Raw genomic sequence first — 20,938 nt, 5'->3', positions numbered from 1 at the left:
ATAAATAAAGTGAAAACTGAGGCGGGGCGGGGGGCCCCCCCCCAACAAACACAGGAATATTTTTTGGTGGGGGTAAAGCCCCCCCCCAACCCAAAAAAAAAAAAATTAATTTTTTTTTTTAAAAAAAATATTTTTATAATTTTTTTTTTTTGGTGGGGGGGTTTTTTCTCCCCACCCAAAATTATTTATTGTTTTTTTGGGGGGGGCAAACCCCCCCCGCCTCAGTTTTCACTTTATTTATATCTACCTGCTTAATTGTAGCGTATCAGAGGCATATAGCGATTGTTTTTGAGCTATGGCAATCCCAAAGCGATGGCGAAAACTCTTTCTTCTTGTCCTTCCTGTCTTCCTGGTGCAAAAATCAATCTTTTTTACCAAACAAATCCGAGCGCTACAGGAGTACGTAAAAATATTAACTAATAGCTTGTTCAGAGGTGCTGTTAATGTCTACTTCTCCAATTTTAGAACAGGGAACAATTAGTAATAGTGACGGATTAAATGAGTTTAACAGATTATTTAATAATGATGCAGCTGCGGCTGATGATGCAGGTTTAAAATTGAAAGTTTATTGGCAGAGGTGGGCAACGGCTTTTGATGGTCAATGGTTTGAACCAACAGAAAATAATGCTAAAATTTTGGTCGGTAAAAAGCTAGCTTCAGAAATAGAAAAGGCTAAGTTTAAAGTTGCGGAAACACTTAAGTTAGCTTTGGCGGGTGAAACAGTACAAGCGCCTGTGACTCCACCGACAACTCCCGTGAGTAATGAGGAAGCAATAGCGGCTTTTTCCGCAATTTTCAAAAGTCAGCAAATAGCAGATAAGGAAGTAAAAAAGTTAGTTAATAATTGGGAGAAATGGGCGATCGCATTTGGCGGAGAGTTTTTGGCTGCTGATGACTACAATGCTAAAGTTGTGGCAGGAAGACTAATTGCTAAAGCAATGAATGATGCCAGAACAAAAGTTACTAACGCCATTATGCAAGCAATTGCTGGCAAGTCAATTGCTCCATTTAGCGAAATAGAAACCCCTGAAATTAATCAATTGCCAATGCAGTTGGAACAGGCGAAAGACAGATTGCAGATTTATAAAAACTTTATCACTATTGGGCTGAATAAAGGAGCCAACAAAGACAAGCTTGCTTTGTTATATCAAGGTGTACAAACTTCTCCTTATAAAGAAGAAATTAAAAATTATCCCGAACGGTTATCAACTAAAGATTATCGCCAAAATGTGGGGGGTAAAGATGCGGAAAAATCCGAAAAATTTAGTGCTTATCCGCCAGTGGGAGAACTGCCAAAATTTGACGAAAAAGGTTTGAATTTCTTGCATGAAGATATTAAAGAAGCTTGTGTTTGTGTAGCGAGTTTTGAGACGGGAAATTTGCTAACTTATTGGTTAGGGAGAAATGCTTTAACAAAAGGACAATTTTGGAGTGCGACAAAAATTTTACCCATTCTCCATGTTGTCTCTAGAGTCAATGCTAATTCACCCAATACTGATATTGATGATTGTGTGATTCGCGATCGCGATCGGCGCAAAAGAGATGTACCATTTTATGAGTTAGCCTGGGATGTGGTTAGTTATGGCGAAAGCATCGCTAGTTCTAATTCCTTAGCAGCTATGTTTAAGCGCTTCGAGACTCGCCAAGGATTAGAAAATTGGGTGAAAAAAATTACCGGAAACAACAACTTAGAATTTCGCGGCGGATACGGTGAACCACCTTATCTTTCTCGCCCAGAAATTTACGATTTAAAGCAAAAAAAAGTTGTATTATCTAGCACCTCAGAAGGCACTCCCGGAGAAAATTTAGTCACCGCTTATGATTTAACTCGCTGTATTACCATGTTAGGTTGGCATCAACATCTACCCGGGGAAATAAAACTACCAAATGCCCAATGGAATAGTTTAGAATGTATCGTGAGAGCAATGGGAACCGATGCCTGTCGTTATACTGATTTGGCAATTAAGCAACTAGGATTAGATAAATTTATTAGTTCCCCAGTAATTATTTCTAAATTGGGAAATGGCTATAGCAATAGTAGGAATAGATACGAAATTGTTTATGTGATGCTGATACAATTCATTGATAAAATTTCACAGCCTGAAAATAATTTACCTAAATTGAGAAGTTTTGCTTTAACTCTTAGAGGTGCAAGTAAAAATGCTGTACAACTTGATTCCAGAATGGCAGCCGAAGTAACAGAAATTTTGCGGCGAGTAGTAACTGATGAGCTAGTTTGAATTGCCAAAAAATTATTAAGAGTTAGAAAAAATTGTTACTCGCAGAAATTTTGTATTCAAATATACTAAAATTCAGAGGGAGAAAGTCTAAAATAGCAAATTTCAGTTACCGAAACCCCTATCTATAGACTGATTAACTTGAGGAGTAGAGCGAAAAGGATGAGCAGAGAAATTAGTCGGCGCAAGTTTATTTTGTACGGTTCTGCCACATTAGGGACAACTATTTTATTGAAAGCTTGTGGTAGTAGTAGCACAACCTCAACTACACAAACTCCCGCAGCAACAACTCCCGCAGCAAACACAACTCCTACAGCAGCACCAGTAGTTGCTACCGGAGACACAATTAAAGTAGGAATTTTGCACTCTTTAAGCGGCACAATGGCAATTAGTGAAAAGAGTGTTGTCGATGCTGAACAATTAGCAATTGAAGAAATTAACAAATCTGGCGGTGTTTTAGGTAAACAAATTCAACCAATAGTTGAAGATGGTGCTTCTGACTGGCCGACTTTTGCCGAAAAAGCTAAAAAATTAATTGACCAAGATAAAGTGGTGACTATTTTTGGCTGTTGGACTTCTGCTAGTCGCAAAGCAGTATTGCCAGTTTTTGAAGAAAAGAAACACATGCTTTGGTATCCTGTGCAATACGAAGGACAGGAATGTTCCAACAACATTTTCTACACTGGTGCTGCACCCAACCAACAAATTGAACCTTCTGTAGATTGGCTGTTACAAAATAAAGGAAAAGACTTTTTCTTAATCGGTTCAGATTACGTTTTTCCCAGGACGGCAAACACAATCATTAAAGCGCAAGTACAAGCTAAAGGTGGCAAAGTTGTTGGGGAAGATTATTTGCCTTTGGGTAGTACCGAAGTCACCCAAATTATTAGCAAAATCAAACAAGCTTTACCCAACGGTGGAGTAATTTACAATACGCTCAATGGCGATAGTAATGTAGCATTTTTCAAACAAATGAAAGATGCTGGATTGACACCAGATAAATATCCTTCTATGTCCGTTAGTATTGCCGAAGAAGAAGTTAAAGCCATTGGAGTTGACTATCTTAAAGGTCATTACGCCGCTTGGAATTATTTCCAAACAGTTGATTCACCAGAAAATCAAAAGTTTGTTCAAGCTTTCAAAGCTAAATATGGCGCAGATAGAGTAACAAACGACCCAATGGAAGCTGCTTACATAGCTGTTTACTTGTGGAAACAAGCAGTGGAACAAGCTAAAACTACTGACATTGAAGCAGTGAGAAAAGCCGCTTTAGGACAAGCTTTAGTTGCGCCCGGTGGTAAGGTGACTATGGATACTAACCACCACATTTATAAGACAGTTCGCATCGGTGAAGTTGGTGAAGATGGCTTGTTTAAAATTGTTTCTGCTAGCACCGCACCTGTTAAACCGATACCCTGGAACCAGTATGTAGCAGAAACTAAGGGGTATTCTTGTGATTGGTCTGACCCCAGCAAAGGAGGAAAATTCCTGGTGAAAACTTAAAAAATAAATAGTTTTTGGGTGGGCTTGGCTCACCCATTTTAGTGAGTAAAAATAGGGAAAATTATCTAACTTGTTTGTGGAGGTAAAGGTGCAGTGGTAGAATTTTTGAATGTAATATTTAACGGAATTAGTATTGGCTCAGTTTTATTAATTGCGGCGTTGGGTCTAGCCGTAGTTTTCGGGTTGATGGGTGTAATTAATATGGCTCACGGCGAGTTAATTATGCTAGGGGCTTATACAACTTTTGTCGTACAAAATGTTTTTAAGGGTTGGGGAAGCCCTTTATCTGAAACATATATTATTTTTGCCATACCAATGGCTTTTTTAGTTACGGCTTTGGTGGGATTATTATTAGAAAAAGGTGTAGTGAGATTTCTTTATGGTAGACCGTTAGAAACTTTACTAGCAACTTGGGGTGTCAGTTTAATTTTGCAACAGTTTGTTCGCAGTGTTAACTGGGTTTTAGTAATTGGTATTACCTTATTCTGTTTATTATTTTTTGGTGCTTGGTGGGTGGTGTCTCGTCGCCCAGATTTTGCCAGAATTCGCAACTTATTTTTCACAATAATACTACCTTTATCAGCAGCTATATCAGTAGTAGTAGGTGTGGTTTTAGCACAAACCTACCAATTAGCTGTGACTCAGCCTTGGTTTGGGGCGCAAAATGTTAACGTTACTGCACCTAAATGGTTACAGGATGGTTTAAATATTGGTGCTTTACGACTTCCTTATACGAGGTTATTTATCATCTTTCTGACTATTTTATGTGTGGCGGGAATTTATTATTTCTTCCAACGTACAGCCTGGGGTTTAAGAATTCGCGCCGTTACGCAAAATCGCAGCATGAGTTCTTGTTTAGGAATTCCCACTCAAAAGGTAGATGCTTTAACTTTTGCACTGGGTTCGGGTTTAGCTGGAGTGGCAGGTTGTGCGATTAGTTTGTTAGGTTCTGTCGGGCCAAATACGGGACAAAATTACATTGTGGATACCTTTATGGTGGTAGTTGTTGGTGGTGTGGGAAAATTAGTTGGTAGTATTGTGGCAGCGTTGGTGATCGGTACTGTTAGTTATGTTATTGGTTCCAATGCTTTAGCACCTTTAGTATCAGCAATTCAACCATTAGCAGATTTCTTTACTTTCTTTGCAACTACCACCATGGCAAAAGTTATGGTATTTGCTTTAATTATTGTGTTTTTACAAGTGCGTCCTGCTGGTTTGTTCCCGCAAAAAGGTCGCACGGTAGATGCTTAATTGGGTTGGGAAACTTTGGGTAATTAGAGTCAGTTAATTAGTCAGGAGGGGAGAATGCCAGAGAATGAAAATAAGTCAAATAGTCGGAAAATTTATCACTTTCCTCGCGTGCGGAAAAGAACAGAAAATTGGCAAGTTAAGGAAATTGTTGTTGAACCTGTAGCTGCAAAGGATACAATGCCAAAATTTCAGGGGTTTAAGTTAAATCCCGGTTCTAGTAAACACAAATCTATTTTAATAGAAGCGGGAATTGTGGGTGCGATCGCACTAATTACCATCTTCCTCATCCCCCCTTTACTAACCATTGTCGGACAAGCATTTCGCGTCAGTTTACTCGGACGTTTTCTCGCTTTAGCAATTGTCGCTTTAGGAATTGACCTCATCTGGGGTTACACAGGAATGCTGAGTTTAGGTCATGGGGTATTTTTTGCTTTAGGTGGTTACGCCTTAGCAATGCACCTACAATTAGCACCTTTAGAACCTGGTCGTTTACCAGAATTTATGGGTCTTTACGGCGTACAAGAATTACCCTGGTTTTGGCAACCTTTCTACTCTTTTCCTCTCACTATTATCGGCGTAATTATTATTCCAGCTTTGCTAGCAGCATTATTGGGTTATTTAGTATTTCGTAACCGAATTCGCGGCGTTTATTTTTCGATTTTGACCCAAGCAGCGACGATCGTTTTTTTCAACTTCTTCAACGGACAACAAAAACTATTTAACGGCACAAATGGTTTAACAAATTACAAAACTCTGTTAGGTTTTGAAGTTAATGCACCCCAAACCCAATTCACCTTTTACGCCCTGACAATCATACTTTTAGCTTTAAGTTATGGCTTTTGTCGCTGGTTAACAACTGGGAGATTTGGACGCTTACTCGTAGCAATTCGGGATGATGAAAGTCGGGTGCGTTTTTCGGGATACAACCCCACAGGATTTAAAGTTTTAGTATTTGCAATTTCCGCCGGACTCGCCGGAATTGCTGGAGCATTGTACACTATTCAAACAGGATTAATTTCTCCCAAAGCAATGGATATTGCCTTTTCTATTGAAATGGTAATTTGGGTAGCAGTGGGAGGACGCGCCACATTAATTGGGGCAATTATCGGCGCAATTTTAGTTAACTTTGCCAGAAGTTTGTTAAGCGAACAGTTTCCCGAAATTTGGCTATTTTTCCAAGGTGCATTATTCTTATTAGTGGTGATGTTGCTACCTGATGGTTTAGTCGGTTGGTGGCGTTCTCAAGGTATTAACCAAATTAGAAGATTATTGAGAATGCCAAACCAAGCTGTTACTTATCCTAGTTTAGAAACTGACCCCGAAGTGCAGCAAGAAAGGGAAGAATTAACTGGGAAATAGGGACTGGGGATTGCGATCGCAGGCAGAGCGAGATGACAGGCAAGATGCCTATCCTACAAATATGGTAAAAATTTCTACAAATGACCAATGATTGATGACTAATTACCATGAATGCGAAAATCTTAGAAATTGACAATGTTACTGTAAGCTTTGGTGGCTTTAAGGCGCTGAAAGACTTGAATTTTAACTTAGACCAAGGGGAATTAAGAGTAGTAATAGGCCCGAATGGTGCGGGAAAAACTACTTTTTTGGATGTGATAAGTGGAAAGACGAAACCAACAGAAGGACAGGTGTATTTTCAAGGTAAAAATATTCGGAGTTTTGCCGAACATGAAATTGCTCGTTTGGGAATAGGGCGCAAATTTCAAACACCTCGCGTTTATCTCAACCTGACACCTAGAGAAAATTTAGAACTTGCTTGTAACCGGAATAAAAATGTTTTTGCTACTTTACTGCGACGAAATTCTAGTGATGAATACCGCACTGTAACGGGTTTATTAGAAACTATTGGTTTGAGTAACAAAGCAAATATTTCTGCGGGGTTACTTTCTCATGGAGAAAAGCAAAGGTTGGAAATTGGAATGTTAGTGGCGCAGTCGCCTGATTTATTGTTGGTAGATGAACCAGCAGCAGGGTTGACTGATGAAGAAACTTATAATGTGGGTGAATTACTGTTGGCTTTGGCAGAAAGTCATTCTATTATTGTGATTGAACATGATATGGAATTTGTGCGGCAAATTGCTAATAATAAGGTAACGGTTCTGCATCAAGGTTCGGTGTTATGTGAAGGTAGTATTGAAGAGGTGCAAAATGATTCGCGAGTGATTGAAGTTTATTTGGGTAAACAAGAAGAAGAAATGCCTGAAGAGAAAGAAGACGAAATAGAAGAAGTTTGATTTACTGTCGATGATTGATTAGCTATAATTTGAAAAATTTGATTTGAGTTAGCAAAAATGGTATCAATAAATAATGCGATCGCACCCCAACCAATCTCCCCTACAGAAATCTTGCTGCAAGTTTCTGGGATAAATGTTTATTACGGAGAAAGTCACATTCTCAGGAATGTAGATATCAAGATTCCTACTGGACAGATGGTTTGTCTAATTGGGCGTAATGGAGTAGGCAAAACTACTTTATTAAAAACTATTATGGGGTTACTCAAACCTCGTACTGGGACAATAAATTTTGCTGGCAAAAGTATTACTAATAAATCTCCAGATCAAAGAGCAAAAATGGGAATTGGTTATGTCCCTCAAGGTCGGGAAATTATTCCTCGCTTAACAGTGGAAGAAAATTTATTACTTGGGTTTGAAGCATTACCAAAAGGGAGAAAAGGTAATGAAAAAATTAGCGAAGAAATTTTTGAATTGTTCCCGGTTTTAAAAACAATGCTGTGGCGGATGGGTGGAGATTTAAGCGGCGGACAACAACAACAATTAGCGATCGCCAGAGCATTAATGGCAAATCCTCGCCTGTTAGTATTAGATGAACCAACCGAGGGAATTCAACCTTCGATTATTTTGGAAATTGAAGCCGCTGTGCGCCGCATTGTCCAAACTACAGGAATTTCGGTGCTATTAGTTGAACAACACTTACACTTTGTCCGCCAAGCCGATCGCTACTACGCTATGCAAAAAGGTGGTATTGTCGCTTCTGGTGTCACTAGCGAACTCAGCCAAGATGTAATTCAAAAGTTTTTGGCAGTATAATTGTAAAATAAGTAAATTATATCAAAATTCACATCAATATTTTATAAAGAATTATTATTTACAAGGAGGTTTTATACATAATAAAAAATAATAATTACTGTGAACTTTTGATGAATTTTTTTCATAAATTGTTTTATTAAAGTAATAATTGAGTTTATAGATCCTGATAACGGTCTTGCCAGCAAGCTTTGCTTGGCTGGTATTATGTTATTAAATTGCAGTCTTTGCCTATCTACCAAGCAAATGTACTTACACATTCCCGGAAAAGTGGCGGAAACTCATATAGTGAAATATAGGCAGATTAAGATAAAAATAATTAGAATTTTGCAAAGGCTCCAAACTAAAATTTTGTTCTTTACCTTTGGAGCATCTTTATTACCAATTTTATTTCTGCTTGGTGCAGCTTGGCAATTCGTATATCAGCCTTTAATTGATTTAGAAAAAACACGACTTGACGATCAAGTTTTAGCCTTTCGTGGCTACACAGCAGCTACGGCTCAAGGATTACAAGATTTGGCTAAAGGTTTTGCTTATTGGACAGATTTCTATGAGGCTATTCCTCAGCAAAACATTCCTTGGATTAAAGCCGAAGTTACTGAATCATTAGCAATATCTGCGGGTGTGGATATTGTCCAAGTAGTAAATACGAAAGGCGAAATTTTAGAGCAAAAAGGAGAAGCTTTGCGATCGCCTATCCTCCAAGAAAAAATTGCCGCTATGACGGTTCAAGGAAAATTAGTCCAAGAATTAGTCATCATCGCAGATCGGCAGTTAATAATTTTAGTGGTATCTCCCGTTTTCCGTACAGATGGTTCGGGAAATTCTCAAGGAAGTTTAATAATTGGTAAAACTTTAGACAAAGCTTGGTTAGAAAAGTTTTTAACTTTCTCTCAACCTACGACTAAATTAAAAGTTATTTCTTTAAATGGTCAATCAATCATTTCTCTTGAAAAAGATGATAATAATTCGGAAAATCAATATTTTTCAGTTCCCGAACTTTTACCTGTCATTAAAAACCGAGAATCTCTATATCATATCGATCGCCAGACAGGACAAAATACTATTTATGCTCCCTTAAAATCTAGAGATAATTTGGTTGCGATCGTCAAAATCCAAATCAATTCTCAATATTTTCAACAAGCATACCTAGCCCTTGCCCGCATAATTTTGATTGGATTAATATTATCAATTATACTTTCTATAACCGTAGCGAACTTATTAGCAAAACAGATTGGAGTACCAATCAATCAATTAGCGAAACGCAGCAAAACATTAGCCGCAGGTGATTTAGATGCTCCTATTCCAGGTGTTGGTGCTGGTGGGGAATTAGGACAATTAGCCAGCGCTTATCAAGAGATGGCACAATCTATCAAATCACTCGTTAATAACCTAGAAAAAAGAGTAGAAGAACGCACTTTAGAATTAGACATTGCACGTCTAACTTTAGAAGAAAGAGTAGAACGGCGAACTCAAGAAATTTGGCGAAAAAATCAGGAATTACAAACAGCTTCTGAACAATTAAAACTTCTAAACTCAGAATTAACAATTAAAGCCGAGCAGTTAACTGATGCTTTAATTAACCTGAAAAAAGCTCAAGCTCAATTAATTCAAACTGAAAAAATGTCTAGTTTGGGACAATTAGTAGCTGGAGTTGCCCATGAAATTAATAACCCAATTAACTTTATTCATGCCAACCTTAGTTATGTCAGCACTTATAGTCAAGATTTGCTGAATATCGTCAAACTTTATCAGCAACGTTATGACGATCCAGACATTGAAAAATATATTCAAGAGATAGAGCTTGATTTTATCATGATTGACTTGCCTAAAATCATTTCTTCAATGCAGTCAGGGTCCGATCGCATTAGTCAAATCGTCCTAGCTTTACGGAATTTCTCTCGCTTAGATGAGGCCGAAATGAAATTAGTTAACCTGCATGAAGGAATTAATAGCACTTTGTTAATTTTACAAAATCGGCTCCATTTAGGTGAAGCATATCCAGACATTCAAGTAATTAAGCAATATGGATATTTGCCATTAATTGAGTGTTATCCCCGACAAATTAACCAAGTATTTATGAATATTATTACTAATGCTATTGATGCTATTAAAGAAGGAATTCAACAGCAATTAAAAGAAAAATCTAAAACTTTTACACCTACTATTATTGTCCAAACTCAAAAAATAGATGCTGAATGGATAAAAATTAGATTTTGGAACAATGGCCCAGTAATTCCCCCCAATGTTATGAGTAGAATATTTGACCCCTTTTTTACGACAAAACCTGTAGGCAAAGGTACTGGGTTAGGACTTTCTGCTTGCTATCAAATTATTGACAAACATGGAGGAACAATAGATGTTTCTTCTGACCCAGAACAGGGTACAGAATTTGTAATTTTATTGCCTATTAAAAGTAATTAAAAAAATGGTAAATTTAAAAATCTTTAAAACACAATACGAAGGATACTGTAAAGGTAAATATAGTATCGCTGTGCGAGAGAAGTTTGGCAATGTCAATGTTTATGCTAAAAATGCACAGTCAATCCTGAATAAAGCAACAGGATTTATTGATTACTATGATTTCACGCTTAATCCTTATCGGGGTTGCCAATACGGTTGTAGTTATTGTTATGCGGCTGCATTTAGTCCTAATTCGCAAATGCGAAAGAATTGGGGAAACTGGGTAATTATTAAACAAAATGCTGCGGAAATTCTAGAAAAAGAACTAAGTAATTGGTATGACAAAAACCCTCAAAGACCTCCCATAATTTACATGAGTACAGTCACCGATCCTTATCAACCAATAGAATCGAAAGAAAAATTAACCCGTTGCTTGTTAGAAATATTAGTTAAATATCAACCAACTTTAGTAATTCAAACTCGCAGTCCCATGATTAGTAGGGATATTGATATTTTGCAAAACTTTCAAAAATTACGAATTAATCTGAGCATCCCCACTGGCAGCGAACAAGTTAGGAAAGATTTTGAACCGCGATCGCCTAGTATCCCTGCTAGACTAAAAGCTATTGGTAAACTCAAACATAGTATTCCTTATCGAAAAAATCACGAAATCAGATTTTCAGTTACTATTACTCCTTTACTCCCAACTTTTCCCGAAGAGCAAAGAAAGTTTATTAAAAAATTAGAAATTGTAGACCGCATAGTAATTCAAGAATTTCACGCCACTAGTAAACGTTCTCTCGTCGCCGGAACTAGGGAAGAAGCTTTAGCTATTAAACAAAAGTATTCTTGGTGGTATGATGATGAAAAAACTAGTTATTTAAAGTTCAAGGAAAAACTAAACTCTCTCCTGTGTGGAGTAGAAATTAAAGAAGGTAAAGAAGGATTTGGTTATGATTAATTTAATAGTTAATTTGTGGCGTTCTGTTAAGTTTTGTCTGGCTTTATATAAGGGAAACACTAACCAAGCAGAAAAAATTTTACGCCAAATAGAGAAATCAGGCGTAAAGTTAACTTGGATAGAGAAATTATTTCGTGATAAGTTACAGACCGAAAATAATTTTCGTACTTATCGACAACAAAGCGCTGCACAATACCGACAATTAAGCGAATTTCGCCAAAAGCAGGAAGATTTAGAAATAAATTCTTCTCAATTTCCTACTGCTTTATTAAGTTATATACCAGAATTTATAGAATCTTTGTCTAAAGATTTTAAGTTAATTGAGCATGATGCAAATATGCTTCAATGTACGGGAATCGCTCGGAGTATTTTTGATGAATTTGAAGCCAAATTAGCTGATTTTATTAAAGATGAGTTTAACCGATTGAGTGAGAGAAAGAATTTTTATTTATTGCTTGAAGACGCAATTGAAGACATTAATTTGCTGAAAAGTGGACAAGATCCTCAATATAAATTTGAACTGAGTCCCCATGTTTATTTAATGAGGTATTTTTTAGATAATGTTTATTGTGCTTATCTAGCTTGGTTTCTCATTTACAAAGTAGGCTTATTACCTACTAAAATTAATATCCTTGATATAGCTGCTGGTTCTGGTACAATTGCTTATGGATTAGCTTTATTATTACAGAGTATTAGCAGCTACTTACCTTTAGATCCTGTACATATTTGCTACTATTCTTTGGAGCAGCAAAAGCATTTTCAGTATCGCGGATTGCAGTTTTGGCGATCGTACATAGAACAACAAGAAACAGCTACAAATGCTTATTTTCGTTTTGACACTTCTAGCATTTTTGATTATAATTCTGAATCGGGAAAAATTCCGCTAAAATTTTTCGATTTTATAGTGATTTGTCACTGTTTCTTTTACGATCCAGAAACTAGAAGCAAATCCCAAAGTATTTATCAACAAATATTTACCAATAATCTGAAAAAAGATGGGTATGTCCTGTTAATAATTCAGGATAAAAAATTATTTAAAGCTTATAGTGTTTTAACAAGTGAAGCTCCTAAACAAGAAGAAATTGTAGTTAAAAAATTTCTCACAGATTTAGGATTAAATCTAGTTTGGTATAAGTATTTAAGTTCCACTAATAGCAGACAACCAATCGCTAATTTCGGACAATTTGCTAGAGAAAATTTAGCTTGCCAGAAGTTTATGAGTCCGTTGTTGCGTCAGTACTTTAATTTTAATTTTGACTCTAACTACACACTAGATGACTATGTAATCTTAGCCCAATGTGCAACCTGAAATTACCTTAAAAGATAGCTGAAGACTAGGAATAAGTTCTAACATTACACAAATCTGATATATTAAATTTGTATATATCATCAGTATAAAATAAAATGTATCTACACGGATCGATCGCCAAAAAAAAACAAAAACAACCACAGTAATTATCTTCTATGTTCAAGATTCTTAAAGCCCCCACTGTACCAGTTCCACCATTACAACGCTTTTCTGTAATAGGAACAGCTGATGCTATCCATGCTGGTAAACCTTTAATCTTAGTTATAGACAATGAATTTAAAGTCACAACTCCAGCTATTAGTAGTGAAGGAACTTGGCGTTTTGATTTAGCATTGCACCAGCCTGGAAAACACCAATTAGCAATTTTATTAGACAACGACCGCCTAGAATTATCAGTTCAAATAGGCACAACAGCAACCGCCGAAACTGAAAGAGCAACTCAGCCAATTTCTCAGCCAATTTCTCAGCCAATTTCTCATTCTCAGCCAAATACCATTTCTTTAGAAAAATTGGTGCGACAAGCCTACGACAAAGGATTTTCTGACATTCATTTATGTGTAGGTAAAGCCCCACGTTTTCGCAATCGCGGACAAATGGAAACCAGTAATTATCCCGTAACTGATGAAGTTACATTTATGAATTGGCTGAATGAAATCCTGACAGAATCAGAAATTAAACAATTTCAAGAAACCTTAGATTTTGATGGTGCTGCAAGTTATGGTTTTGCGCGAGTGCGAATAAATATTTTTAAAACCCTCAAAGGTTCGGCAATGGTGTTGCGGTTAATTCCCTTAAAAATTCCCAGCATTGAAGAATTAGGTTTACCAGAAGTATTCCAAATAATTTGCCATTACCACAAAGGATTAGTATTAGTTACTGGCCCAACTGGGTCGGGTAAATCTACAACATTAGCAGCTATGGTAGATTATATTAATCGTACCATGCAGAGACATATTATTACCATTGAAGACCCGATCGAATTTGTTCACGAAGATCGCAAATCTGTAATTAGTCAGCGAGAAGTAGGCATTCACACAGTCGAATTCGATCGAGCATTGAAAGCAGCATTAAGAGAAGATCCCGACGTAATTTTAATCGGAGAAATGCGCGATCGATCCACCGTCAACACCGCACTTAAAGCCGCACAAACCGGACATTTAGTATTCGGTACATTACACACCAACAGCGCCACTAAAACCATTGAAAGAATTTTAAACCTTTATGAACCAGACGAACAACAGCCAATGCTCAGTCAACTTTCTGAATCCTTAGCCGCAATAGTTGCTCAAGCTTTATTGCGAACTACCGACGGTAAACGCGCCCCCATCCACGAAATTTTAATTAACACCGATACCGTCAAAGACTACATTAAACGCGGAGAAGTAGAAGAAACAGAATCAATTATGAAAAAAGGAAATTACGATGGAATGTGTACCATGTTGCAATCAATTCATAACCTTTATTTAGAAGGTCGAATTACCGAAGAAACAGCAATGGAAGCCTCAGATAAACCCAACGAAATGAGAATTTTACTCAGTGGTGGAGAAATTTAAACAGCAACAGGGGTAGGGGCGATTCATGAATCGCCCCTACCCCCTGCTTATTCCTCGCCCCAAACTCGTAATTGCAGATACACCAAAACCAGAGTTATTGCTAACAAAACCGTAGCCGCAGCTGCCGCGTAACCAAAATCAAATTGAGCAAAAGCTTGCTCATAAATATAGTAAACTAACAAATTTGTAGAATTTAAAGGCCCACCACCTGTAACAACATAAATCTGTTCAAAACTTCTCAAAGTAAAAATTGCCGTAGTTACAGTTGCAAAAACTAAAGTAGGTCTTAAACTAGGTAAAGTAATATGCCAAAATTGTTGCCATTCATTAGCGCCATCTAACTGGGCAGCTTCATAACGATTGATGGGAATACTTTGCAATCCAGCCAAAAATACTACTAAATTAAAACCTAGTTGTTTCCAAATACTTAAGAGAATTAGTACAGGCATTGCCCAAGTAGTGCTACCTAGCCAAGGAATGGGATTGACACCAAAAGAATTTAATAAATTATTAACAGGCCCATCAGTTTGAAATAACCAACGAAACCCTAAACCAGCTGCTACTAAACTAGTAATAGAAGGAATAAAATAAGCCGTCCGTAATAGTCCTCTTAACGCCAGCGATCGATTCAACAACACCGCCAAACCTAAAGGAATAATTAAGCTAGGAATCACAGTAGCTAAAGTAAAGTAAATAGTATTACCAATGACTTGCCAAAAGTCAGAAGTGAGAATCAGGCGCAAGTAGTTTCTCGCGCCTACCCAACGCACACCAGCCGCAGTAAAATTCCCAGCAGTAAAACTAAGATAAAACAGATAGATGATCGGCCATAAAATGAAAACACCAAGTAATATAAGTGCTGGAGTTAAAAAAATCCATGCAGCGATCGCATCATCGTCTAACCAGGATTTACCATATATTTTTAGCCGCAAAATTGCCTCCCATTTGCTATGACTCTCAACAACGCATCAGCTGATTCTACCCCTAGCTTAATTTCACCCTCGATTCCGAGCAACCTTTTTATTCAAGGTGAACCCCTAAAATTAGGTATCATGGCTTCTGGGAGTGGTACAAATTTTGAAGCTATTGCCCAAGCGATCGCAGACAAACAGCTAAACGCCCAAGTCCAAGTCGTCATTTATAATAATCCTGAAGCCAAAGTAGTCGCTAGGGCACAACGTTGGGGAGTTCCCGCCGTCCTCATCAATCATCGTAACTTTAAAAGTCGCGAAGACTGCGACGCACAAATAGTCGAAACACTCCGCCAGCATCAAGTAGAATGGGTAGTCATGGTAGGTTGGATGCGCGTCGTTACACCAACACTTTTAGATGCTTTCGCCAAACGAGTCATTAACATTCATCCCAGCTTGTTACCCAGCTTTAAAGGTGTACATGGCGTTGAACAAGCCTTAGCCGCTGGTGTACAAATCACAGGTTGCACAGTTCACATCGCCGTACCAGAAGTAGATAGTGGCCCAATTTTAATTCAAGCCGCCATTCCCGTGTTCCCTGATGATACCCCAGAAACTTTGCACTCTCGAATTCAAGTACAGGAACACAAAATTATTGTAGCTGGAATCGCTTTAGCAGCTGCTCAATCTGCTGATTGGTAATGCTAAATGACGCTGTTAATGCTTGCTTTGCTACAAGTCTATCAATTTCGCGTTGTGCGATCGCGCCTCCTAGTGAAAAGCTAAACATAAAAGCCTTTTTCCCTACTGTCTTCTTAGAGTATTCTTTCAATTAAAAGACCTTTGCCTAATGACTTTGACATTATATTTTCTCCGACATGGGGAAACACCTTATACCAAGACGGGAGCTTACTGCGGGAGTCTCGATCCCGAACTCACTTCCGAAGGAAAGCAAATGGCTGAAGCTTTTGCCGCAGCTTATCGAAATTTACCTTGGGCAGGAGTTTATGTCAGTCCCAGGAAACGAACGATCGCAACTGCTCAACCCCTATGTGCAGCCATCGGAGTCGAAATGCAATTAAGAGAAGGGCTCAAAGAGATGGATTTTGGCAAATGGGAAGGAAACACGCCAGATTGGGTGAGAGAGAATCATCTTGATGATTACATTAATTGGATGACCGAACCTTCTTGGAATCCTCCCACCGACGGCGAAACAGCAGTGGAAGTAGTGAGTCGAGCAATATCAGTCATCGCAGAAATTGAAGCCCAATTTTCTACGGGCAATGTTTTGATTGTCGCTCATAAAACCACGATTCGGATTCTTCTTTGTAATCTACTGGGAATTGATTTAGGACGTTATCGCGATCGCATGGAAGTGCGAGTAGGTTCAGTGAGTGTAGTGAAGTTCAGTACTTATGGGCCGTTACTCCAAAGATTAGGCGATCGCGCTCACCTCAATGAAGCCTTGCAGTCTCGTGCGGAAACTTAATGATATCAAGTCCCTTCGATCGGCCATAATATCCTTAATCCAAAACCCTGATTTAGACATTATATATAACGTCTCTACATTATCGGTAATCAACGGAGAGGGTGGGATTTGAACCCACGATGACGTTGCCGCCATAGCGAATTTCGAGTCCGCCGCATTCAACCACTCTGCCACCTCTCCACAGGCAAGCATAAATTATTATATCATTCTTCCTTAATTTTACAGCAGAGCGCTATAACCTTCCGTCAATTCTAAAGTAGTTTCAAACTTCCCACTCGGTTTCCATTGAACTGCACCATCTTTACCAGTAATGTATAACTTAATTTTTGCTTGATTAACATTAGCTTCAGTTTCTAAATCAACCGTATCCGCAGAAACAATCACTACTTTTGGCTGTACTACCTTTAACAATTCTGCTGTAATTCGTTCTCCGGGTGTCCACAATACATCAACTTTGGGAAACTTTTCTGCGAGCAATAATTGTTTTTGTTCCTCTGCTTTCATTGCTCCAATGAATAACCAATTTTCTCCATCAATCAAAAGTTGTAACATCGGAACTTCAGCATTAATCAATCGGGCTGAAGTAGTAGCAAAAGTCATAATTTGACCCAGGATTAAAGGTTGATAATTTCCCTGACGTACTTGCAAAATATTCTGAATTTCTTTTTGTCCCAGAGAACCATTTTCCGTAGATGAATTACTGTAGAAGTTAGCAATCGGTAAATGCCCAAGAATAGTGAACCAACCACTTTTATTATCATTTGTGATGTCAGTAGCGATCGCCCAATCAATTTGATTCACTCCTTGATGTTGTAAAAAAGGAATAATATCGTATCTAGCCGTACTCCCATCACCACTATTAACTAAAGTCACCTTTCCCTTATCTTGAATTACCAAAACAGGTTGTTTATCAGCTTCTAAAATAGTTGCTTGAAACAAAGCAGTTTGGGTTTGCCAAACCGGAATTACTATCACAGTTACCGCCAACAAACCAGCGAACCACCAATAATTTCGCCACCATCTAAACAAACAAACTAAGGCAATTAAAATATACAAAACTAATAGCTGATATTGAGAAATTGCCCCTACCGCAACCGAATTTCCCGGTAGTTCGTAGAAGAATTCTACTAACGAAATCAGCAAATGAGTAGGATAGTAAAGGAACCAAGCAAGCGAACCACCTGCGATCGGCCAAAGCACCCCTAAAATTGCACTAATAAAACCACCAATACTGAGAATAGTTACAAACGGCGTAGTAAGAATATTGATAAAAATGCTATAAGGAGAAATGATTTTAAAAACATATAATTGTAAAGGCAAAGTCCAAATCGAAGCAGCAATGGGAATAGCAATAGCTGCTGCTAAAACTGGTGGCATCCAATCCAACCTTTTAATAATTGCTGGTACCGTTACCAACAATCCTAAAGTTGCCAAAAAACTCAATTGAAAACTTAAATCCCAAATCCAAGTAGGGTTTAATAACAGTAAAAAAGTTGCCGCCAGTAACAAAGAACCTATAGGCTGAATTTTCCTTTGCAATAATGGAGCAATTAACGCTGCTGTTCCCATTATCACTGCTCTTAATATAGGTGGTTGTGGCCCAGTTAAAGCCAAAAAAATGCCTAAAGCGATTACTCCGGCGATAAATTGCGATCGTACAGATAAGCCTTTAGTCAACAACAAAACCACATATAAAATTAACGATACCTGAAAACCTGAAGCCGCCAAAGTATGAGCCAAACCAATTCGAGTAAACTGATCCTTAAGCTCCACAGGCAGATACAAATTAACTGACTGACTACCCAAAACCATCGCACTCACCAAAGGCCCTTCAGGAAAACCTAAACCACGAGTATGAGCACGAATAATTCGTTGTCGAATCGCCCACCAACCAACTTTCGGCCCCGTTTCCTCAGTCAAAAACTCAACTTTTCGACCAGCCAAACCAGCAAAAGCACCTTCTTGAGCTAAATAAGTCCGAAAATTAAACCCACCAGGATTACTAACTAATTTAGGTCGATATAATCTACCCATTACAGCAATTCTTTGGTTAGGATGTAACCCAGTTGCTTGCAGCAAAGGCACAGTTACATACAATTTACCCGAAACTTGTTTACCCAAATCTATTGGGCTATCTTTACCAATTACCTCATTCAGCTGATTTGCTTGAAACCAAAATTGTGCCCTTCTCGTGCGAGTCAGGCGAGGCATACTTTCCACCGTACCCCTAACCGTAACCAACTGTTCCATAGCACCAGTTTCCCGGCTAATATCATTAGTTGCAGGTCGCGGAATCCTCACCTGAAAATATAAAGCTGCTGCTAATCCCACCAATCCAGCTACTAACCAAATCCAACGTTTCGGCCCTTTGCGCCATAATTTCGGCACAACAAACGTTGCTATAATTCCTAAAATTAGGACAACAAATCCTCCCCAAGGAAAGGGAAATATTGTAGATAGCAAGCCAACAATGTAGGCTAAACAAAGAATAAAAGCAATAGTGGCTGAATTCATGGAAAAAGTTTAGTTTTAGATGAACAAACCCAGTTTTAATCCCAACACTGCATGAAGAAATAACAAACACAGTGCTGCACTTCCCAAATAAGCATGAATTGTCCGAAGTGCGGATTTGTTACCCCCAAACTTACTGGCAGAAATAGCAGCATTAATGCCCAACAAAATTAACACAGTTGAACCAGTCCAAAAATGACGGCTTTCCAAAATTGGCTGATGTTGCATTACCAAAGATAACAATCCACCAGTGTACCCCAGTGCCAAGAATAAAAACATCCAAGGTGCTAGTTTACGATGGTCAGAGCGACTTTTCAGAGCAGTTTCTGGATCTGCAACTACTCGTCCGCGCCATCCTGCTAATCCGACAAAGCTACCCATTACAAAAATAACGATCGCCATCATTACCGGATGTCCCCAATGTTCGATCGGTTCAGGAATACCCAATCCTCTAAACTGTGCTGCGATCGGTTCTAAAAGCTCATTCAGATTAGCCATACTTCCTACAATATCTGATTGATAATTACAAGGTGAGCAGCTTTCCCGAAAATATTCAGATGACTTCACTAAATAATTAAGATACCAGTTCCACAGGTGATTGTAGAGAGGGTTGCGACCTCAATAATGGAAAACCAAGTTTCTCCCTTTGTTGTACGTAAAGCTGTGCCACTTGTCGCGCCATATTCCGAATTCTACCAATATAGCGAGTTCTCTCAGTTACAGAAATCACACCTCTAGCATCCAGCAAGTTAAAACTATGAGAACACTTTAAAACATAATCCAAGCTAGGCAGAACCAATCCTCTAGCAATTAACTGTTCTGCTTCCTGTTCATACAAACCAAACAAAGTAAACAGCAATTCTGGATTAGAAGCTTCAAAGTTATAAGTGCACTGTTCGATCTCCCCTTGCAGATGCACATCTCCATAAGTAATCTCATCCGTCCATTGGATTTTGACCATCGCATCTGTTTGCTGGAGATACATCGCTAACCGTTCTAGTCCATAAGTAATCTCGATCGAAACTGGACGACAATCAATACCCCCACACTGCTGGAAATAAGTAAACTGGGTAATTTCCATCCCATCCAACCAAACTTCCCACCCAGTACCCCAAGCACCTACTGCCGCATCCTCCCAATTATCCTCCACAAACCGCACATCATGATCTTCCGGGCGAATCCCCAAAGCCCTCAAAGAATCAAGATAAATTTCCTGAATATTATCTGGCGAAGGCTTAATTAACACTTGATACTGATAATAATGTTGAAACCGATTCGGGTTCTCCCCATAGCGCCCATCACCCGGACGACGACAAGGTTCCACATAAGCCACCGACCAAGGTTCGGGTCCCAACGCCCGAAGAAAAGTATGAGGATTCTTCGTCCCTGCACCCTTTTCAATATCGTAGGGTTGGGCAATTAGACAATTGCGATCGCTCCAGAACCGATTTAGAGTAGCAATAATTGATTGAAAATTCACAACTTTTCCTTACTTGAGTACTTCAACAGTTTCTCTCACTCAATCATTCTGCCCTAAAACAGCCTCTACATGGGACTTCCGAACCTTCCCAAAAAAAGTTTTTCAAAAGTGTTGACAAACCCCTATAGGATTGATACATTAGTAAAGCGGTCGAGAGAAAGCCCAGCGCAAGCGAAGCACTCCAAGACGCGCCCGAACCTAGAAAAAAGTATAGTTTGAAAGCCAAAAAAAGCCAAGCTCGTCAAAGAAATTTATAAAGTTTCTC

Annotated in this window: 17 protein-coding genes and 1 tRNA gene; 13 read left to right on the top strand and 5 right to left on the bottom strand. The window is 38.5% G+C overall.

What is annotated here, in order from left to right:
• The 11 genes from ACE1CC_RS00670 to ACE1CC_RS00620 all read left to right on the top strand — a co-directional run.
• Window positions 1-255: hypothetical protein (locus tag ACE1CC_RS00670; protein ID WP_413268546.1), on the top strand; the 255-nt coding region annotated here is incomplete at its 5' end.
• Between the two features lie 188 nt (window positions 256-443).
• Window positions 444-2,240 carry a hypothetical protein gene (locus ACE1CC_RS00665; protein WP_413268545.1) on the top strand — a complete coding sequence of 599 codons (1,797 nt, stop codon included), beginning with the start codon at window positions 444-446 and terminating at the stop codon, window positions 2,238-2,240.
• A 159-nt stretch (window positions 2,241-2,399) separates the two neighbouring features.
• The gene (gene urtA / locus ACE1CC_RS00660; protein ID WP_413268544.1) at window positions 2,400-3,740 is read left to right on the top strand and encodes an urea ABC transporter substrate-binding protein; all 1,341 of its coding nucleotides are present in this window, start codon (window positions 2,400-2,402) and stop codon (window positions 3,738-3,740) included.
• 93 nt (window positions 3,741-3,833) lie between these two features.
• Window positions 3,834-4,991 (top strand): ABC transporter permease subunit, encoded by a 1,158-nt coding sequence (locus tag ACE1CC_RS00655; protein WP_413268543.1) that lies wholly within the window; start codon window positions 3,834-3,836, stop codon window positions 4,989-4,991.
• A gap of 177 nt (window positions 4,992-5,168) precedes the next feature.
• Window positions 5,169-6,350, top strand: coding sequence for an urea ABC transporter permease subunit UrtC (urtC, locus tag ACE1CC_RS00650; RefSeq protein WP_413268548.1), 1,182 nt, complete (start codon window positions 5,169-5,171; stop codon window positions 6,348-6,350).
• A 107-nt stretch (window positions 6,351-6,457) separates the two neighbouring features.
• On the top strand, window positions 6,458-7,246 hold the full coding sequence (gene urtD / locus ACE1CC_RS00645) for an urea ABC transporter ATP-binding protein UrtD (protein ID WP_413268542.1): 789 nt from the start codon (window positions 6,458-6,460) through the stop codon (window positions 7,244-7,246).
• A 57-nt stretch (window positions 7,247-7,303) separates the two neighbouring features.
• Entirely contained in the window at window positions 7,304-8,059 is a 756-nt protein-coding gene (gene urtE / locus ACE1CC_RS00640) for an urea ABC transporter ATP-binding subunit UrtE (protein ID WP_459563775.1), read from the top strand.
• A 243-nt stretch (window positions 8,060-8,302) separates the two neighbouring features.
• Window positions 8,303-10,480, top strand: a complete 2,178-nt coding sequence (locus ACE1CC_RS00635; protein WP_413268541.1) for an ATP-binding protein — start codon at window positions 8,303-8,305, stop codon at window positions 10,478-10,480.
• Between the two features lie 19 nt (window positions 10,481-10,499).
• Window positions 10,500-11,420, top strand: coding sequence for an SPL family radical SAM protein (locus ACE1CC_RS00630; protein ID WP_459563776.1), 921 nt, complete (start codon window positions 10,500-10,502; stop codon window positions 11,418-11,420).
• Window positions 11,413-12,729: a photosystem II assembly protein gene (locus ACE1CC_RS00625; protein WP_413268539.1), complete on the top strand. Its 1,317-nt coding sequence runs from the start codon at window positions 11,413-11,415 to the stop codon at window positions 12,727-12,729. Before ACE1CC_RS00630 ends, ACE1CC_RS00625 begins: the two co-directional genes overlap by 8 nt.
• 155 nt (window positions 12,730-12,884) lie before the next feature.
• On the top strand, window positions 12,885-14,282 hold the full coding sequence (locus ACE1CC_RS00620) for a type IV pilus twitching motility protein PilT (protein ID WP_413268538.1): 1,398 nt from the start codon (window positions 12,885-12,887) through the stop codon (window positions 14,280-14,282).
• 47 nt (window positions 14,283-14,329) lie between these two features.
• On the opposite strand, the gene ACE1CC_RS00615 is transcribed toward ACE1CC_RS00620, so the two are convergent.
• Window positions 14,330-15,214: a carbohydrate ABC transporter permease gene (locus ACE1CC_RS00615; RefSeq protein ID WP_413268537.1), complete on the bottom strand. Its 885-nt coding sequence runs from the start codon at window positions 15,212-15,214 to the stop codon at window positions 14,330-14,332.
• 18 nt (window positions 15,215-15,232) lie between these two features.
• Here ACE1CC_RS00615 and purN point away from each other — a divergent pair, with 18 nt between their 5' ends.
• Window positions 15,233-15,895 carry a phosphoribosylglycinamide formyltransferase gene (purN, locus tag ACE1CC_RS00610; RefSeq protein ID WP_413268536.1) on the top strand — a complete coding sequence of 221 codons (663 nt, stop codon included), beginning with the start codon at window positions 15,233-15,235 and terminating at the stop codon, window positions 15,893-15,895.
• Between the two features lie 148 nt (window positions 15,896-16,043).
• Window positions 16,044-16,682, top strand: coding sequence for a histidine phosphatase family protein (locus ACE1CC_RS00605; protein WP_413268535.1), 639 nt, complete (start codon window positions 16,044-16,046; stop codon window positions 16,680-16,682).
• A gap of 93 nt (window positions 16,683-16,775) precedes the next feature.
• Here the strand turns inward: ACE1CC_RS00605 and ACE1CC_RS00600 are convergent.
• From ACE1CC_RS00600 to glyQ, 4 genes are all read right to left on the bottom strand, one after another.
• Window positions 16,776-16,862 (bottom strand) — tRNA-Ser (locus ACE1CC_RS00600).
• A 39-nt stretch (window positions 16,863-16,901) separates the two neighbouring features.
• Window positions 16,902-19,196: a ComEC/Rec2 family competence protein gene (locus tag ACE1CC_RS00595; RefSeq protein WP_413268534.1), complete on the bottom strand. Its 2,295-nt coding sequence runs from the start codon at window positions 19,194-19,196 to the stop codon at window positions 16,902-16,904.
• A gap of 15 nt (window positions 19,197-19,211) precedes the next feature.
• Window positions 19,212-19,691 carry a DUF4079 domain-containing protein gene (locus ACE1CC_RS00590; protein WP_413268533.1) on the bottom strand — a complete coding sequence of 160 codons (480 nt, stop codon included), beginning with the start codon at window positions 19,689-19,691 and terminating at the stop codon, window positions 19,212-19,214.
• A 76-nt stretch (window positions 19,692-19,767) separates the two neighbouring features.
• Window positions 19,768-20,673: a glycine--tRNA ligase subunit alpha gene (gene glyQ, locus ACE1CC_RS00585; protein ID WP_413268532.1), complete on the bottom strand. Its 906-nt coding sequence runs from the start codon at window positions 20,671-20,673 to the stop codon at window positions 19,768-19,770.
• Window positions 20,674-20,938: the final 265 nt, after the last annotated feature.

This window comes from Floridaenema aerugineum BLCC-F46, assembly GCF_041929345.1.
Lineage (GTDB): Bacteria > Cyanobacteriota > Cyanobacteriia > Cyanobacteriales > Aerosakkonemataceae > Floridanema > Floridanema aerugineum.
The sequence above is the reverse complement of the archived record's forward strand: the minus strand, read 5'-3'. Positions and strand labels throughout refer to the sequence as shown.

Coding starts and splice junctions, on each gene's coding strand:
- ACE1CC_RS00665 (WP_413268545.1), top strand. CDS start 444: ATGTCTACTTCTCCAATTTTAGAACAGGGAACAATTAGTAATAGTGAC.
- urtA (WP_413268544.1), top strand. CDS start 2,400: ATGAGCAGAGAAATTAGTCGGCGCAAGTTTATTTTGTACGGTTCTGCC.
- urtC (WP_413268548.1), top strand. CDS start 5,169: ATGCCAAAATTTCAGGGGTTTAAGTTAAATCCCGGTTCTAGTAAACAC.
- urtD (WP_413268542.1), top strand. CDS start 6,458: ATGAATGCGAAAATCTTAGAAATTGACAATGTTACTGTAAGCTTTGGT.
- urtE (WP_459563775.1), top strand. CDS start 7,304: ATGGTATCAATAAATAATGCGATCGCACCCCAACCAATCTCCCCTACA.
- ACE1CC_RS00635 (WP_413268541.1), top strand. CDS start 8,303: ATGTACTTACACATTCCCGGAAAAGTGGCGGAAACTCATATAGTGAAA.
- ACE1CC_RS00625 (WP_413268539.1), top strand. CDS start 11,413: ATGATTAATTTAATAGTTAATTTGTGGCGTTCTGTTAAGTTTTGTCTG.
- ACE1CC_RS00620 (WP_413268538.1), top strand. CDS start 12,885: ATGTTCAAGATTCTTAAAGCCCCCACTGTACCAGTTCCACCATTACAA.
- purN (WP_413268536.1), top strand. CDS start 15,233: ATGACTCTCAACAACGCATCAGCTGATTCTACCCCTAGCTTAATTTCA.
- ACE1CC_RS00605 (WP_413268535.1), top strand. CDS start 16,044: ATGACTTTGACATTATATTTTCTCCGACATGGGGAAACACCTTATACC.
- ACE1CC_RS00595 (WP_413268534.1), bottom strand. CDS start 19,196: ATGAATTCAGCCACTATTGCTTTTATTCTTTGTTTAGCCTACATTGTT.
- ACE1CC_RS00590 (WP_413268533.1), bottom strand. CDS start 19,691: ATGGCTAATCTGAATGAGCTTTTAGAACCGATCGCAGCACAGTTTAGA.